This window comes from Effusibacillus consociatus (assembly GCF_042652925.1).
Lineage (GTDB): Bacteria > Bacillota > Bacilli > Tumebacillales > Effusibacillaceae > Effusibacillus > Effusibacillus consociatus.
Window position 1 is genome coordinate 49,696 of the sequence record NZ_JBHSHC010000112.1, and the last position, 14,029, is coordinate 63,724.

Here is a 14,029-nt window from a genome sequence, read left to right on the forward strand (position 1 = left end):
GTGAAGAAATACCAATTGCATAAGGCGGCTGCTTTGTCGTATGATCCGAATGCGGATCAGGCCCCCAGAGTGGTGGCCAGTGGACAAGGGGAGGCAGGCAGACGAATCATTGAATTGGCAAGAGAACATGGGGTTCCTGTCCACCAGGATCCGGTACTTGTGGAAACATTAATGGCTTTCGATTTGGGACGGGAAATTCCGCCGGAGCTTTATCAGGCGGTGGCTGAGATTCTTGTGTTTGTGCAGTCTTTGGAACGAAAATCGAGTAAAGGAACGGGTCGCAAGGAATGACAGACACTCGAAAGGAACGGGGCCGCCTGGGAGAAGCGATTGCCCGTCAATATCTTGAAACGAAAGGCTGGCAGATTCTGGCCGTCAATTGGCGGTGCCGCATTGGAGAAATCGATATCGTGGCGGAAGATGGAACATGTACAGTATTCGTGGAAGTGAGGACCCGCTCATCGACACGTTTCGGCACGGCGGTCGAATCTGTCGATTGGCGAAAGCAGAGAAAGGTACGACAAGTAGCGGCCGCTTTTTTGACTGCGAATAAAGTTTGCACGTCCCGTTTCCGTTTTGATATGATCAGCATACAGGTGTATGAGAACGGACAAGACCCCGTGCTCGAACATATACAAAATGCGTTTTAGATCGAACAGGAGTGAGCATAATGGTTTGGTATTGGGTAATTGGTATTGTATGTTTCCTTGTAGGAGCAGTCGCCGGTTTCTACGGAGCCGTACAATATTTGAAGAAACAAATGGCGAATATGACGATGTCGGAAGCGGATGTTCAAGCGATGGCCAGAAGCATGGGTCGTAACCTGAACAAGAAGCAGCTTGCCCAGGTAACCCGTCAAATGCAAAGCATGAGCCAGAAGAACATGAAGAATTTTGCCGCTGGGTCAAAAAAGAAAAAGTAACGGTAACTTGAAATCGCGATTGACAAGATACTGAGTTGCTAATGGCAAACCAATTAGTATACGTCTTGGTGCTCTCGAATGAGAGATAATAGGGAAATCGGTGCAATTCCGATGCGGTCCCGCCACTGTAAGAGGGAGTTCCTGTTTTGAATGTCACTGCATCTGCGGGAAGACCAACAGGAACGATGAACTTGAGCCAGGAGACCTGCCAATTCGTATTTTTCCCACAACCTTCGCGGAAAGGGGTGTGGCAGGAAAAGCTGTGATTCTTGGCCTTTCTGCCCTTAACCGTTGGTGGTTGAGGGCTTTTGTATTTTTTACCATAGAAAAGGGGAGTTCAACAACATGAGAAAGCTCTTATCAATCGTAACCACTCTGGCATTGGCTGCCGGTCTGGCCGCAGGCTGCGGATCCAAGACTGCAGAAACTCCGCAGCAGCCGGTCAGCAAAGAAACGAAAGCGCCTGGGCAAACTACATACCCTTTGACTGTTAAGGATGCAACCGGGACTGAAATCACGATCAAACAAGAGCCGAAGCGTATCGTTTCACTTGCTTCCAGCAACACGGAGATTTTATTCGCTCTGGGGCTCGGCGACAAAGTCGTTGGGGTTGACAAATGGTCCGACTACCCGGCAGAAGCGAAATCGAAACCGGTAATCGGGGATATGAACACAGATACCGAAAAAGTAGTGGCACAACAACCCGATCTTGTGATCGCAGGTGCAACATTGAACGGGAAAGCGATTGATGCTCTCCGCAAACTCAATGTTACGGTGTATGCCGTTGAACCCAAAACAATTGCCGAGGTGCAGCAGGCAATCAAAGAAATCGGCAAAATTACGAATTCCGTATCCAAAGCGGAAGAGGTTGCAAAGAACATGGAGAAGAAATTGTCTGAGGTCAAGGCGAAAGTACAAGGTCTGACCGATGACAAGAAGCCGCTGGTTTATGTTGAAGTATCGCCCGCTCCGGAGATATTCACGGCGGGAAAAGGAACTTTTATGGATGAATTGGTGACGCTCGCAGGCGGAAAGAATGCATTTTCCGATGTTGCCAATTGGGCAAAAATCAGCGCTGAGCAGGTCGTTGCCAAAAATCCGCAGGTGATCATCTCTACTCACGGTGTGACAGCGGAAGTGGAAAAAGAGGTTGCAGCCCGTCCGGGTTGGGATAAGATATCCGGAGTGAAGGAGAAGAAAGTGGTCGCAGTTGACACCAACCTGGTTTCCCGTCCCGGTCCTCGATTGGTAGAGGGTCTGGAACTGTTTGCAAAAGCGATTCATCCAGAGCTGTTTAAATAATGAATATACGCAAGCTTGCAATTGGTGTTGCAATTCTGTGCATATTGTTGATAGTGAGCGCGGGTGTGGGGCTTTCAGTGGGAAGTTCCCATATCCCGCTTTCCCATTCAATCGGGTATATCATCAACCAGCTTCCCTTCGGAGAGGCGATTGTTGCACCGAATTGGACGGAAACGGAAGAAACGATTCTGGCAAAAATCAGGTTGCCCCGTGTGCTGCTTGGAGTTATGGTGGGCGCTTCTTTGTCGCTGGCAGGAGTTGCATTTCAAGGGGTGCTGCGAAATCCGCTGGCAGATCCGTACATCCTTGGTGTTTCAGCGGGAGCATCCGTTGGAGCGGCACTTATGATTTCGTTAGGAACGAGTCTTGCAATTGTAGGTGCGTTCACGGTTCCGATCGTATCTTTTTTGGGTGCGCTGCTTGCCATCCTGCTGGTGTTTTCGATTGGGCGGACCGACCGCAAACTGAAAACCGAAACTTTGATCCTGGCCGGAGTGGTGGTGAATTCGTTCTTTGGAGCGGTCTTGACCTTCACTCTCACAATGGTTCCGGGTAACAAAACCCAACAGATTGTTCTTTGGCTGCTGGGGAGTCTAGGTTTGCGGGGATGGGAACACGGATTAACTGTTCTTCCTTTCTTTCTGATCGGGTTTGCAGTAATTTGGTCATACAGCCGTGAATTGAATGCATTCGCGATGGGGGAGAAGGGAGCTGCTTCCCTTGGGGTGAATATCGAACGAACAAAGACGATTTTGCTGCTGACATCCTCTTTGTTAACCGCTGTTTCAGTTTCGACTGCCGGGATTATCGGATTTGTCGGATTGGTGATTCCGCATGCTGTTCGAATGGCAATTGGATCGGATCATAGGATTCTCATCCCGTTGGCGACTTTGGCAGGTGGGATTTTTCTTGTCTTGTGTGATACGGCAGCGCGTTCCGTACTTCCTCCGCTGGAACTCTCAATTGGGGTCGTTACAGCGGCAATCGGTGCTCCGTTCTTTGCATGGCAGCTTCACAGAAGCAGGAGGGGAATGTCATGATTCAACTCGAACAGGTTTCCTTGACTATGGGCGAGAATGTGATCCTGCAAGACGTCTCCCTTCAGTTGGCAAAAGGACAAAGCTTGGGAATTATCGGTCCTAACGGAGCGGGGAAATCGACATTGCTGCAGGTGCTGGGCGGACATCTGACACCCACCGCGGGAAAAGCCTTCCTTGATCAGAAACCGATTGATTCGTATCGCAAAAAGGATCTTGCAAAACGTGTTGCATTTATGCAGCAAATTGCAAACGTTTCGGGACAATTCACCGCCTACGAAACCGTAATGCTTGGGCGCTATCCATTTCTCAGCCGCTTTCAGATGGAGAGCGAGCGTGATCACGAAATATGTGAAAAGAGCATGGAGCGTACCTGTACCCTACATCTTCGTGATCGGAATCTGGAAGAGGTCAGCGGCGGCGAGCGACAGAGAATTTTATTGGCCCAGGTGCTCGCACAGGAGCCGGAGCTGCTGCTGCTCGATGAGCCGACAACCTATCTCGATATGTTTCACCAGTTGGAGCTTTTGACTCTGCTCAACCAGGCACAGAAAGACGGATTGACATGGGTGGCGGTTTTGCACGATTTGAACCTGGCTGCCCAGTACTGTGATCAGCTTCTGTTACTAAGCGACGGGAAGGTCGTCCAGATAGGTCGCCCGCAGGAGATCTTCAGTTCGCATCTGTTAGAAGAAGTATTTGGTGTGCGGGTTACGGTTGTGGACGTTCCAGGTTTACCTGTGCCCCAAATCGTGATCTCCCCGAAATGGATTGCGTATCAGAATTCATAGCAGCACAGAGAAAGCCCTCGACGCTTGTCGAGGGCTTAGTGATTCTTATTTCGACTTCCGATTCGGAATTTCATTCATGGTCCAAGAGGTTACATCGATTTGATTTTCGACCAATACAGAGAAGAATTCGTGAACCAGGTCTTGATAACCGCTCTTTTCCAACAATTCACAGAGGTCAAACAAAAGCATTGGTTCGCTGTCGGAAATATCGATTTGAATGGAAGGCAACTCTTGACCGTATACCGCATGGTATAGATCGGGCACTCCTACTTCAACCTGAATGGTATCCAGATACACGTCCAGCCAAGCAAACGCTTTAAGTACTTCAGAAAGGTTGATCCCTGGTTGTTGCTTCGCCAATAAGAACGCCTCCTTCCCATGCTTAACCTACTATTCGCCAGAAGGGGGGATTGTCCTGCTGCCCTTATTTGTGAAAGTAGTTTTGTTAGTAGAATATGCTGGAAAAGCAGGAATAGCACGGCTTATTTCCAATATTTTCGGTCAAGGCTTCGATATTGGACTGCTTCTGCGATATGGTGGCTTTGAATTGTTTCTTCTCCCGCGAGATCTGCGATGGTTCGGGCAACCTTTAAGATTCGGTCGTGGGCGCGTGCCGACAGTCCCAATTTTTCAAATGCTTGCCGCATCAGCTGCGCGGCTTCTTTGGTTAATGAGCAGTATTTGCGAACTTGGGAGGCTGTCATATTCGAGTTGGTGGGCATATTCCGGTTCGAAAAACGGCCTTGCTGAATGGTGCGAGCACGAGTTACCCGCATCAATACTTCATTCGAACTTTCCGGAGCTTTCGTTTGCTGCATTTCATCAAATTGAATCCGGGGGACCTCTACATGCAGATCTATCCGGTCGAGCAAGGGGCCGGATATGCGGTTCCGATAGCGCTGCACGAGTAAGGGGCTGCAGGAGCATGGGACCTCGCCTGTGAGATCGTCTTGCCCGTAGTACCCACACGGACAACCGTGTGGAGATCAACCTTGAAAATTATAATGGGTGGTAATGGAGGCCGTTGGCTTTTTCCGTTCGCCTGAAGAAAATTCGGTATGAACTTCGATTTCTTTTACCAGGGTTTTCACGATCTCTCTCCGTACTTCAAAACTCATATCCCCATGTAATTTGTCACGAAGACCGGTTAATAACTGTTGGAGGCTGTTGAACTTGTCGGCCAGATCCGTTTCCTCATCAATCTTCTCAGAAATTTCTCTCGCACGTTGTTGCAACGCGAGCTTTTCTTGTTCTATTTTCTGAAACTGCAGCTCTACGTCTGAACTACCGATGACCTTCCTTCTAAAGAGATCAAGTATATTTTGCTTTTCGTTATCCTTGTCCTGGATGGCCTTCATAATGAGACTTTTTTCTGTTTCGAAGTCTTCTTTTTTCGAAATCTGAACTTGCATCGTAGCAGCCAATTCTTGCATTGCTTCACCAGGATTTTCAATAAAAGATACACACGATTCCCAGATGCGTTCTTCTAACCATTCAGCCGGCAAGTTCTTCGACGTACATTTACCTTGGTACGGGCCGCGATATGATGTTTTACCCCCACAGATATAGTACGCCTTTACTTTTGTTTTCCTGTCAGGATATGCGGTTCCGTGATACGTTAGACCGCATGTACCGCACCGGATTAAACTTCGTAATAAATATTGTCTTTTTGCGTTGCGGAACGCCTCTATTTGATTTTCCTTCAATACCTGTTGGGCCTTATCCCAAACGTCTACGGTGACGATGGCAGGGACGATACGAGGTATTAATTCCCTTTGTTTATTTGTTCGTTTTCCATAGTAATGGATACCCTTGTACGTTTCATTAATAACCATGTTTCGGATTCTTCCGGGTCTCCATATACCTGCTGTACTTTCCTTGCGTTTTCCCTTTTTAACCTTCCGGTCGTCCTTCGAATATGAGGTAGGGATATGAAGGGCATTTAGATAGTCGGCCACTTTGGGGGTTGTCCACTTCTGGTTGGCGATCAAATCATATATTAACCGGATCACGCCAGCTTCGCTCATATCTTCTTTACCGGGGAGCGGATCCTCGTTGATTTCGAGATAACCTTCGTCATTTACCCGATATCCATAAGGCACGATTCCGCCGAGCCATTTTCCTTTTCTGGCCGCACGATTTGCCCCATGCCAAAGAACTTCAAGGGTAGTATCACGATCCAATTCGGCTTGGCCGGCGAGAACTGTAATTATAAAGCGGCCCACAGGATCTCCTGTATCGAAAGGTTCGGTCATGCTTTTAATCTTTACACCGTATTTCTCTAATTGGTACACCGCGTCCAACGTTACACGCGCCTTTCGTCCAAGGCGCTTCATGTTGAAAATGAGTACGAGATCAATTTTACCGGCTTTGGCATCTTCGATTAGACGATTTCCGTCAGGCCTTGCATCAAGTGGAATTGTTCCTGTGACCCCATCATCTTTATACCAGTCCACGATTTCCAACTTGTGAAGGTCTGCGTACTTGGTTGCAAACTCCACCTGATTTTCGATAGTTTCTCTTTCTTGCTGATCCTCCGAGCTGACCCTGAGATACGCGACAACTCTTTGATTATTGATAAGTTCCATGCGTCCTCATCCTTCTTAAAAAATATCGCTAGTATGTAGAATCTCTAAATCATCGTCCTGTCGCTTAATACCATAACATACACCGGAAACAATAAACTGATTTCGATGGGTGGAAATTGGTGGATAGTCGTCATTGGCAGCCACTAAATCCACTTCGGGATTCCACAGATCCGGAATGATTCGCAGAATGACTTCTTCGCCGAAATGGATAAAGCATAACTGGCCGTGTTCTGTGGGCCATCCTTGACGTCGGAAGAGGAGATAGTCGCCAGGACGGACTCCCCAGTTCTGAAGACCGTCATCACCAATAATCACGGCAAAACGGTCCTGTAGGTCCATAGTAGAAAGTTTTAAGAGCGGATAGTTTTCCTCCGGATAGAAGGGAATCGCTTTTTTGGTGTAATACTCTCCTGCGATAGGAACATAATATTTCAAATTCATGTGGCACCTCCTACAGTTCAGCTCGGCGGCGAGTAAACAGGACATTGCCGAGGGCATCACAGTAGTATTCTGTAAGTCCGATGGTGCGGATCAGTGCGTATTTCGGAACCTTTTCCATGGCAGCGCACAGTTGGTGTTTCGCTGCATTTATTTCAATCCGTGCCTTCAACAGTTGCAAACGTTTCTCCATAAACTTTTCTGTGACATTGAAGATTTCGGCCAACTGCTTGATGAGCCAAGGTAAAGGAAGGGAAAGATCAATCTGTTCGATTAACATAAAACTAGGAACGAGCCAATAATAGGGCATCCGGTTGGCTTCGGTCTCCTGAGCTTCCCGGAAGAGATCTGTCATACCCAATTGATTCCCTGCGTGTCTTATTGCGTGGGTCAACTCGTGAAAGAAATCCTCGCGCTGCTCCTCGGGATATAGTCTAGAGTCGATGACAATAGTGGATCCCATGACTTTGCTCCGGACATCTAACTCCATAATCGAAAGACCAAAGTGATCGGCAATCGTGTACATATCGATCTCCGATGGATGTGAGATTCCAAGCTGTTGATAAGTGTCGATGACAATTTGTTCAAGGAAAGAAGGTTTGTACGAATTGATGTCTGTGAACATAAAGGGCCTCCTGATGGGAATGTATGTTCGCTTTTGTGTGGAAAATAAAAGCCCTTGGCGGGCTTTTACACTACCTCGGAAGTGATCTTATCTGCAAATTCAATGATTGATTTTTCGTTGCGTGCTTCAATTATTTCAGATGATTCTTCCCTAAGAATATTTAAAGCAGTCAACACGTTTTTGTTTCTAATTTCGCCAGTGTAAACCAAAGTAACAATCTCAAGTTGAGAGGGGTTTAATACGGTTTCACCAATAGTTCGAAGTTTTTTCAACCTATTAAAGTTGTAAACCCATTCTTTTGCTGTAAGTGGAGCATTTGAGCTGCCTTTAGGAGTATAGTCAAAGGAGAATGCTTTAATTAATTTTGTTCTATTGTGTGCTTGGTAGGTGTAATCAAGTTCGACTTCCTCTGATCCAATTTCAACTTTTACCGATCTTTGAAGCTTTGAAAATACATCTTTTTCCCTTAAAACACGGTTCATTATACTCTTAACTTCATCTTCTGTTATTCTCTTCTTTTTATGAACATCAAAATACACGTATGTCCTAAAGAGATCACGGAAATCCTTTTGTATATCATTACTTCTAATTACCTGGATCGGCGAGAACTGAAGTTGGTTAACATATATTGAAGTTGCTTTTTCAAGGTAATTCCAATCGTTTACTTCACGAAGGGACGGTCCGTCAACGGTCGTTTGCGAGAATTCACTCTTTACACCTTCTAAAACTAACTTTAAGAACTTAAGATCGACTTCGTCATCAAAGTTAGTAAGTCTAGAGAAGTTTGATGTTAAAGCGAGCTCCATAAAACCGTCTTCGGGCGAATGATACACTAAACCAATATTTATAAACTCTTCACGGATCTCATCAGGAATATACCGGAGAACAGCGAACTTACATAGGCGTTCCACTTCATGTCCCTCCTTTCCAGTAAGGTAGTACCGGTTTTAACAGTGGCAATACCTGTTCGATTCTATTTAAGCGGTTCCAAAGATATGAATGAAGAGCAATTTTGTCTTCTTCGGAGACATTCCATTCTTCGGGTACACTCTTTATAATATTCCACAAATCGTCTCTTGTCAGTCGTGACATTTTGTCGAGAATGGAATGAAATGGTCGATTACCACGAATATAAGGGACCAACTTTTTATATACGTATCCAGAAGTATCAAATATTGAGAATTGATCATTCAATCTTTGTTTTAGTTGAGTCGCATTCCAAAGAGGACCCAAATCAAACGCGTGAGTATGATCAATAATGACAACCTCCATTCGGACTGCGTCAAACAGTAGGTTGCCACCGTTTCGATCTCGATCGGAATTATGAATCCAGTGATCAAACAATAAAATTTCAGGTACTACATGTATATTTTTTGCCATGTGTAACATTTCAGCGCTGGTTACTTGATATGCTTTTTTCAGTCTTTTGGTTCCAAAGTGATTACCCGCGGTTATCGACTCGCCCACATGATTTGCGACTTCGTTTCCATGATCTTCAATAAAGGTTTGTCTTACTTCAATTATGGCAGGGGTAGGGATCGGGAGTTGAAGCATTTCTGCAAGCTTTGAGCAAATAAATTCATTAGCAAGTACACGAACCCCTTCCGGGTTCTGCATGAACTTAACCACGAAAGTTTCTCCGCCGCATAAAACATTGTATGGTTTAGTACAACCGTTTCTAATTTCGCCTATGGCTCTGTTCGCCGTAACAATTTGCATGCGACAGCTTGTCCTCCTAAAAAAATTCTCCCCTATTACTGCCTTGGTTTTCGACTCTTCTCAAAAATTACTGAACAAATACAAAATATTATAAAAACCTACTTAATACGGTTTTTGTTATATTTTACTTTTGTTCCTTCCCATGCAAAGCCTTCCAAATCTTAATCAGATCCCGTTGATGTTCCTCTTTTCAGTCCCCTTAGTTCGGGTCAAATCATGGAAGGCGTACAAAGTCGGTTACTTTTTCTCTCCGTGGAGTGCTTTCCATATCTTGATGAGGTCCCGCTTGTGCTCGTCTGGAGCGTCTTTGAAATCCTTAAAGAACAAATCGATTTCCGGGTCATTTTTAATCATTTCGAGTATCTCGAGGTCTTCAGGAGAGAGGTCGGAAGGTTGTCCAAGGGTGTAATTCGTTCGATCCTCACGAGCTATTTCGGTAGTGCGGCCAAGCAGATAGTCGGTAGATACTTCAAAGACATCGGCAAACTGTTTAATCTCGTGATCTTCAACAGGTCGTTTGCCTGCTTCAATCCGGGAAAGAACGCTGTTATTCATCCCGATTTTTTCTGCCAAATATATCTGCGTCCAACCACGTGCTTCTCTTAAGTTTTTTATTTTCTCACCGATTAACACAGGCCAGTTCACCAACTTTCCATATTAGCAAAATCATACCACTTTTCTGCAACAGAAAAAATATTTTTGCTAAAACAACAAAAAACGTATTGACTTTTCTGAAACAGCAAAGTATATTTTAGACAGAAGGTTTGCTGAATCAGCAAAGAAAGGAGGGCATCTAGTGAGAAAGATAAACCTGTCTTATATTGCCAACCGAAGAAATGAATTGAACAAGACGTTGCAGGATCTGGCGGATGCGCTAGGGTTTAAAAACGCATCTACGTATATGAAATACGAGAAAGGCGACTATGCATTCAAAGCAGATCATCTGCCAATCTTAGCAAGAGAAATCAATTGCAGTATCGATGACCTTTTTTTTGAAAAAAATTTTGCTGATTTAGCAAAATACGACGAACAATCCGCCACATCGGCCTAGGGGGTGAATTGGATGGAAAACAAAGCGGGCGAACTGAAAGTGACTTTACATTTGGACGCGGACCAGTTCAAATCGCAACTGAATGAAATCGAAGCGCAGCTGGATCGGATTTTGGAGAAAGCGGAGAGGGTAATGAAGGTTTTTGGAAAGGAAGCCGCCGCTGCAACGACGGCTAAGGAAATCACTTTTGTCCAACCACCAATACATGTAAATGAAGAAAGTCTAGAAACAATTCAAAGATCACTCAGAACTTTCGCCACCGGTAAAACCAACGATTTGGTCTGCGAATAGAGCTAATTGATCAAAATCAAACCGCGCTTCAGGGTTTGCGAATGGTCTAAGCGTCGCGTTCTTTAACAAAACAATCGAAGTATCATTGGTCAATCTTGCGTTTTCGGGACCGATCTCATTTTCCCATTCTTTAAGAGCTTCGTCCCGGAATTTCACTAGCATGTTGATCGTATTGAGCTTCATCTGATCTGCACCGACTGGTGTACCGAGTTCTTCGGTGTCGATGTGCTCAACATCAGCAGTGATAATTCCGAAATTCGTAACGATTATCGCTGAATGGTCTGGGTGTGCAGGCAATGATTCTGTACCGTTTTGAATGGACTTCATGAGTCCTCCAAACAAATTAATGGTTAATGCTTTTAAATCTTTACGACCTTCAAGTGTTTTTGGGATTTTTTGTTCTGACAATTCAATACCTCCTTTGATGGTTGGACTTATAACCAATTCAATACAGAAGGTGGAAATTCCTTGAAGGGAATGATTTCGATGAAGCTGATCACCAACGAACTGATTCCGGTTTATGAAACAGATTTGGGGAATAAAGTTGTAGACGGTCGAGAACTTCATGAGTTCTTGGAAGTTGGCGACAAATTCTCTCAATGGATAGAAAGACGCATTGAAAAATATGGCTTTGTTAACGGTGAAGACTTTTTCACAATTTCGGGAAAAAGTACCGGAGGCCGCCCGACAACTGAATACATCATCAAATTGGATGTCGCAAAAGAATTCTGCATGGTCGAGAACAACGAACAGGGTCGTAAGGCCCGGAAATATTTCATCAAGGTTGAGAAAGATTACAAGGCACAAATGATCGACGTTTCCCGGCTCAGTCCGCAAATGCAGATGTTCCACTACATTGGGCAGGCTGTTGCAAATTTGGAGATCGAAGCAGCTAAGACCAAAGAGGAACTGGCAGAGGTGAAGACGACGGTTGAAACCATCCAAGAAACATTCCTCCAACGCGACGACGATTGGCGCAAATCAATTAACTCTTTACTTAATGGTGCGGCTTTCCGGTTAGGTGGAAACTACCAAGATTTACGAAATGAAAGTTACCGGTTACTTGAAGAACGCGGGCGCTGCGATCTGAATACTCGTCTCCGCAACCTGAAGGTGAGGCTCGAAGAAAGCGGAGCGACGAAAACCAAGATCGACAACACAACAAGGATGGATGTTATTGAATCCGATCCGCGCCTGAAAGAGATTTACACAACCATCGTTAAGGAACTGTCGATTGGTTCTTTGAAAGTAAAGAGTTCTTAAAAGGTGGGAAAAGAATGCAAGAATGCTTACTTTGCGAGAATACGGCGGACACGACGTTTCGAAACAATGGATGCGGCAAACAAATCTTTCTGTGCGACTCCTGCGTGGGATTGATTGTGGATTTGTTTATCGAAAACGAGGGTGAACCGCCAGAACCGAAACAGCCCAAACTCTACAGAGTTAAGTGAGGTGATCTAAATGCCTAAAGACCCGCCCGGAATCAAATTCCAAGAAATCTACGAGCCGGATATGGAAAAGATGGTTCAGGCTTTACGGATTGTTCTGGAATCGCCAAGTGGCTCCAATGAAAAAGAAGTCGAAGCTTCAGTGGAACACGATTCCGCATAGAGTTTTTCTCTACGCATGAGAGGAGGGGGTGAAATGGTTGATATCCGTTGTGTAGAGTGCAAGAAACTTCTTCTCCGTTGCCATACAGTAAACCGGATCACGGTAAAGGGGGAGGTAAGAGTCTATGCAAAAGTCTGTGGAACAAGTGAAAAAACTGCTTCTGACAGTTTTCGTTCCGGCTGCCAACAAACTGAAGCAGAATGCTGAGCTACAGAAAAAAGAGCAGGCTTCGTAATCGAAATCATTTGAAAGGTGGTAAAAGCGCATGAACCAAACAATCGCATTGCCGAAGCAGGAAGAGTTCCAAGATGTGCAATGGGTAATCGAAAACAAGTCTCGTCTTGATGAAGTGCTCTACGATCAAATTTACGAACTCGACAGCTTTTTCGTTCGAAAAGCCATCCTTGCGAACAAATACACTGCAGAAGTCGTAGAGGAGTTCATTTACAAGACTGGCAGCCGACGTCATTTCAACAGATGCTTTCTCAGTTCGGATCTGATTCAAATGCTAGTAGAGTTTTTCAATCGTAAGTAACCGCCGGTTGGCGGGAGGGGACAAGCCTGACAAGGGGGTGATGTTTAAATGCTTAGCGCACATGACAAGTGGCTATTGCCAAATGACCCACGGCCATCGCAAATCACAGGCGGATGTGATCACTGCAAAGACGAGATTTACGTGGAGGAGATGTACTTCCGTACAAAAGAAGGGGAATGCATCCACGAAGACTGCTGGGAAGATTTCACCATGAAAAAACTTGGTGCGGAAAGGAGATATGTGTAATGCCTATCCGGTATACAAACGATCCCGTACTTGGCTGGCTCGTATTGATCGGAGATGTCGTGGTACATTCTTGCGATACGGAAGAACAGTGCATCGAGTATATCAATGACTGGCCAAAGGTTTGGTGAGAGGAATGTGCCACCTGACAAGAGAGGTTTGCCAGATGGCATTAAGGTAAGATCGATCTTTCAGAAGGGGTGGTGTTGCGGGGTACATCTGAATCATAGCAAGCAAATGAACCACAAAAAAGTGGGGTTCTTGTGAGAAATACACACATAGGGGGTGGAAAAAGTTGCAAGCAAGCAATATCGGCGCGTTGTTACGGATGTGCCGGGAGACAAAGGGGTTGAGTCAACAAGATGTCGCTGATCATTTAATCGTCGATCGCTCTCGGATTTCTCGTATTGAGACCGGGAAAGAAGAACCAAGCTTTTTAGAAGTACTTAAGATTGCAGAGCTGACCGATTCCAAAGAATTTATCGGCATGTATGTAGCAGGTAAGGGATGGCACCGGGTAATGAAATTAGATCAATTCTTAGAAGAAATGCATGTGGGAGCGTGAGGAAAATGAGTATCGATCTCAGAATGTGGTGGCGTTCACTGCCGAAAGAAGAACGTAGGGTCCGACTGCAAGCGGAACTTCGAATGCATCAGATCCAAAGACAAGGAGGGAAATGAGTGGACGAACGGATCGAACTTTTGAACCTGGCATGCAGCCGATGCGGAATTTACGCCAGTGAAGAGAGAACCATTTGTACTTTGTGTCCGATGGAAGCATGGCGGCAACGGCTTGTGCTGGAGCAGATGGAAAAGGAAAAGGCCTTTTGATCCCGACAATTGAAAAGGCCCAGTGAAAAAATCACTTTAAGAAAG

At 45.4% G+C, this 14,029-nt stretch carries 25 protein-coding genes and 1 riboswitch; of the genes, 16 read left to right on the forward strand and 9 right to left on the reverse strand.

Annotated features, from left to right (window positions below; translation table 11 throughout):
• The 6 genes from ACFO8Q_RS15035 to ACFO8Q_RS15060 all read left to right on the forward strand — a co-directional run bounded on the left by ACFO8Q_RS15035 (nucleotide 1) and on the right by ACFO8Q_RS15060 (nucleotide 4,052).
• Complete coding sequence (locus ACFO8Q_RS15035) at nucleotides 1-291, forward strand: EscU/YscU/HrcU family type III secretion system export apparatus switch protein (RefSeq protein WP_380026629.1); 291 nt, start codon at nucleotides 1-3, stop codon at nucleotides 289-291.
• Nucleotides 288-650: a YraN family protein gene (locus ACFO8Q_RS15040; protein WP_380026630.1), complete on the forward strand. Its 363-nt coding sequence runs from the start codon at nucleotides 288-290 to the stop codon at nucleotides 648-650. Before ACFO8Q_RS15035 ends, ACFO8Q_RS15040 begins: the two co-directional genes overlap by 4 nt.
• A 20-nt stretch (nucleotides 651-670) precedes the next feature.
• Complete coding sequence (locus ACFO8Q_RS15045; RefSeq protein WP_380026631.1) at nucleotides 671-922, forward strand: YneF family protein; 252 nt, start codon at nucleotides 671-673, stop codon at nucleotides 920-922.
• Between the two features lie 49 nt (nucleotides 923-971).
• A riboswitch (cobalamin riboswitch) is annotated at nucleotides 972-1,149 on the forward strand.
• Between the two features lie 118 nt (nucleotides 1,150-1,267).
• Nucleotides 1,268-2,224 (forward strand): ABC transporter substrate-binding protein, encoded by a 957-nt coding sequence (locus tag ACFO8Q_RS15050; protein ID WP_380026632.1) that lies wholly within the window; start codon nucleotides 1,268-1,270, stop codon nucleotides 2,222-2,224.
• Nucleotides 2,224-3,264: a FecCD family ABC transporter permease gene (locus tag ACFO8Q_RS15055; RefSeq protein WP_380026633.1), complete on the forward strand. Its 1,041-nt coding sequence runs from the start codon at nucleotides 2,224-2,226 to the stop codon at nucleotides 3,262-3,264. Before ACFO8Q_RS15050 ends, ACFO8Q_RS15055 begins: the two co-directional genes overlap by 1 nt.
• The gene (locus ACFO8Q_RS15060) at nucleotides 3,261-4,052 is read left to right on the forward strand and encodes an ABC transporter ATP-binding protein (RefSeq protein ID WP_380026634.1); all 792 of its coding nucleotides are present in this window, start codon (nucleotides 3,261-3,263) and stop codon (nucleotides 4,050-4,052) included. The genes ACFO8Q_RS15055 and ACFO8Q_RS15060 overlap by 4 nt, the downstream gene beginning before the upstream one ends.
• 45 nt (nucleotides 4,053-4,097) lie before the next feature.
• On the opposite strand, the gene ACFO8Q_RS15065 is transcribed toward ACFO8Q_RS15060, so the two are convergent.
• The 8 genes from ACFO8Q_RS15065 to ACFO8Q_RS15100 all read right to left on the reverse strand — a co-directional run bounded on the left by ACFO8Q_RS15065 (nucleotide 4,098) and on the right by ACFO8Q_RS15100 (nucleotide 10,055).
• A complete protein-coding gene (locus tag ACFO8Q_RS15065) occupies nucleotides 4,098-4,412 on the reverse strand; it encodes a hypothetical protein (RefSeq protein ID WP_380026635.1) in 315 nt (104 codons plus the stop codon).
• Nucleotides 4,413-4,534: 122 nt separating this feature from the next.
• A complete protein-coding gene (locus ACFO8Q_RS15070; protein ID WP_380027020.1) occupies nucleotides 4,535-4,870 on the reverse strand; it encodes a magnesium chelatase subunit ChlI family protein in 336 nt (111 codons plus the stop codon).
• 168 nt (nucleotides 4,871-5,038) lie between these two features.
• Entirely contained in the window at nucleotides 5,039-6,640 is a 1,602-nt protein-coding gene (locus tag ACFO8Q_RS15075; RefSeq protein WP_380026636.1) for a recombinase family protein, read from the reverse strand.
• 15 nt (nucleotides 6,641-6,655) lie between these two features.
• Nucleotides 6,656-7,081, reverse strand: coding sequence for a LexA family protein (locus tag ACFO8Q_RS15080; RefSeq protein ID WP_380026637.1), 426 nt, complete (start codon nucleotides 7,079-7,081; stop codon nucleotides 6,656-6,658).
• A gap of 10 nt (nucleotides 7,082-7,091) precedes the next feature.
• Nucleotides 7,092-7,703, reverse strand: coding sequence for an ImmA/IrrE family metallo-endopeptidase (locus tag ACFO8Q_RS15085; protein ID WP_380026638.1), 612 nt, complete (start codon nucleotides 7,701-7,703; stop codon nucleotides 7,092-7,094).
• Between the two features lie 65 nt (nucleotides 7,704-7,768).
• Entirely contained in the window at nucleotides 7,769-8,614 is an 846-nt protein-coding gene (locus ACFO8Q_RS15090) for a DUF3037 domain-containing protein (RefSeq protein ID WP_380026639.1), read from the reverse strand.
• 1 nt (nucleotide 8,615) lies between these two features.
• Nucleotides 8,616-9,422 carry a HipA family kinase gene (locus ACFO8Q_RS15095; protein WP_380026640.1) on the reverse strand — a complete coding sequence of 269 codons (807 nt, stop codon included), beginning with the start codon at nucleotides 9,420-9,422 and terminating at the stop codon, nucleotides 8,616-8,618.
• A gap of 237 nt (nucleotides 9,423-9,659) precedes the next feature.
• Nucleotides 9,660-10,055: a helix-turn-helix domain-containing protein gene (locus tag ACFO8Q_RS15100; protein ID WP_380026641.1), complete on the reverse strand. Its 396-nt coding sequence runs from the start codon at nucleotides 10,053-10,055 to the stop codon at nucleotides 9,660-9,662.
• 163 nt (nucleotides 10,056-10,218) lie between these two features.
• Here ACFO8Q_RS15100 and ACFO8Q_RS15105 point away from each other — a divergent pair, with 163 nt between their 5' ends.
• A complete protein-coding gene (locus ACFO8Q_RS15105; RefSeq protein ID WP_380026642.1) occupies nucleotides 10,219-10,473 on the forward strand; it encodes a helix-turn-helix transcriptional regulator in 255 nt (84 codons plus the stop codon).
• 12 nt (nucleotides 10,474-10,485) lie between these two features.
• Entirely contained in the window at nucleotides 10,486-10,764 is a 279-nt protein-coding gene (locus tag ACFO8Q_RS15110) for a hypothetical protein (RefSeq protein WP_380026643.1), read from the forward strand.
• Here the strand turns inward: ACFO8Q_RS15110 and ACFO8Q_RS15115 are convergent.
• Nucleotides 10,714-11,172 carry a hypothetical protein gene (locus ACFO8Q_RS15115; protein WP_380026644.1) on the reverse strand — a complete coding sequence of 153 codons (459 nt, stop codon included), beginning with the start codon at nucleotides 11,170-11,172 and terminating at the stop codon, nucleotides 10,714-10,716. The genes ACFO8Q_RS15110 and ACFO8Q_RS15115 overlap by 51 nt on opposite strands.
• Nucleotides 11,173-11,241: 69 nt before the next feature.
• On the opposite strand from ACFO8Q_RS15115, the gene ACFO8Q_RS15120 reads away from it, so the two are divergent.
• The 8 genes from ACFO8Q_RS15120 to ACFO8Q_RS15155 all read left to right on the forward strand — a co-directional run bounded on the left by ACFO8Q_RS15120 (nucleotide 11,242) and on the right by ACFO8Q_RS15155 (nucleotide 13,984).
• Entirely contained in the window at nucleotides 11,242-12,027 is a 786-nt protein-coding gene (locus tag ACFO8Q_RS15120) for an antA/AntB antirepressor family protein (RefSeq protein WP_380027022.1), read from the forward strand.
• Between the two features lie 14 nt (nucleotides 12,028-12,041).
• Nucleotides 12,042-12,215, forward strand: coding sequence for a hypothetical protein (locus tag ACFO8Q_RS15125; protein ID WP_380026645.1), 174 nt, complete (start codon nucleotides 12,042-12,044; stop codon nucleotides 12,213-12,215).
• 10 nt (nucleotides 12,216-12,225) lie between these two features.
• The gene (locus tag ACFO8Q_RS15130) at nucleotides 12,226-12,375 is read left to right on the forward strand and encodes a hypothetical protein (protein ID WP_380026646.1); all 150 of its coding nucleotides are present in this window, start codon (nucleotides 12,226-12,228) and stop codon (nucleotides 12,373-12,375) included.
• Between the two features lie 265 nt (nucleotides 12,376-12,640).
• The gene (locus ACFO8Q_RS15135; protein ID WP_380026647.1) at nucleotides 12,641-12,910 is read left to right on the forward strand and encodes a hypothetical protein; all 270 of its coding nucleotides are present in this window, start codon (nucleotides 12,641-12,643) and stop codon (nucleotides 12,908-12,910) included.
• 48 nt (nucleotides 12,911-12,958) lie between these two features.
• Nucleotides 12,959-13,156 (forward strand): hypothetical protein, encoded by a 198-nt coding sequence (locus ACFO8Q_RS15140; RefSeq protein WP_380026648.1) that lies wholly within the window; start codon nucleotides 12,959-12,961, stop codon nucleotides 13,154-13,156.
• Nucleotides 13,156-13,284 (forward strand): hypothetical protein, encoded by a 129-nt coding sequence (locus ACFO8Q_RS15145; protein ID WP_380026649.1) that lies wholly within the window; start codon nucleotides 13,156-13,158, stop codon nucleotides 13,282-13,284. Before ACFO8Q_RS15140 ends, ACFO8Q_RS15145 begins: the two co-directional genes overlap by 1 nt.
• A gap of 164 nt (nucleotides 13,285-13,448) precedes the next feature.
• Entirely contained in the window at nucleotides 13,449-13,718 is a 270-nt protein-coding gene (locus ACFO8Q_RS15150; RefSeq protein WP_380026650.1) for a helix-turn-helix domain-containing protein, read from the forward strand.
• A 116-nt stretch (nucleotides 13,719-13,834) separates the two neighbouring features.
• Entirely contained in the window at nucleotides 13,835-13,984 is a 150-nt protein-coding gene (locus ACFO8Q_RS15155) for a hypothetical protein (protein ID WP_380026651.1), read from the forward strand.
• The last annotated feature ends 45 nt before the right edge of the window (nucleotides 13,985-14,029 follow it).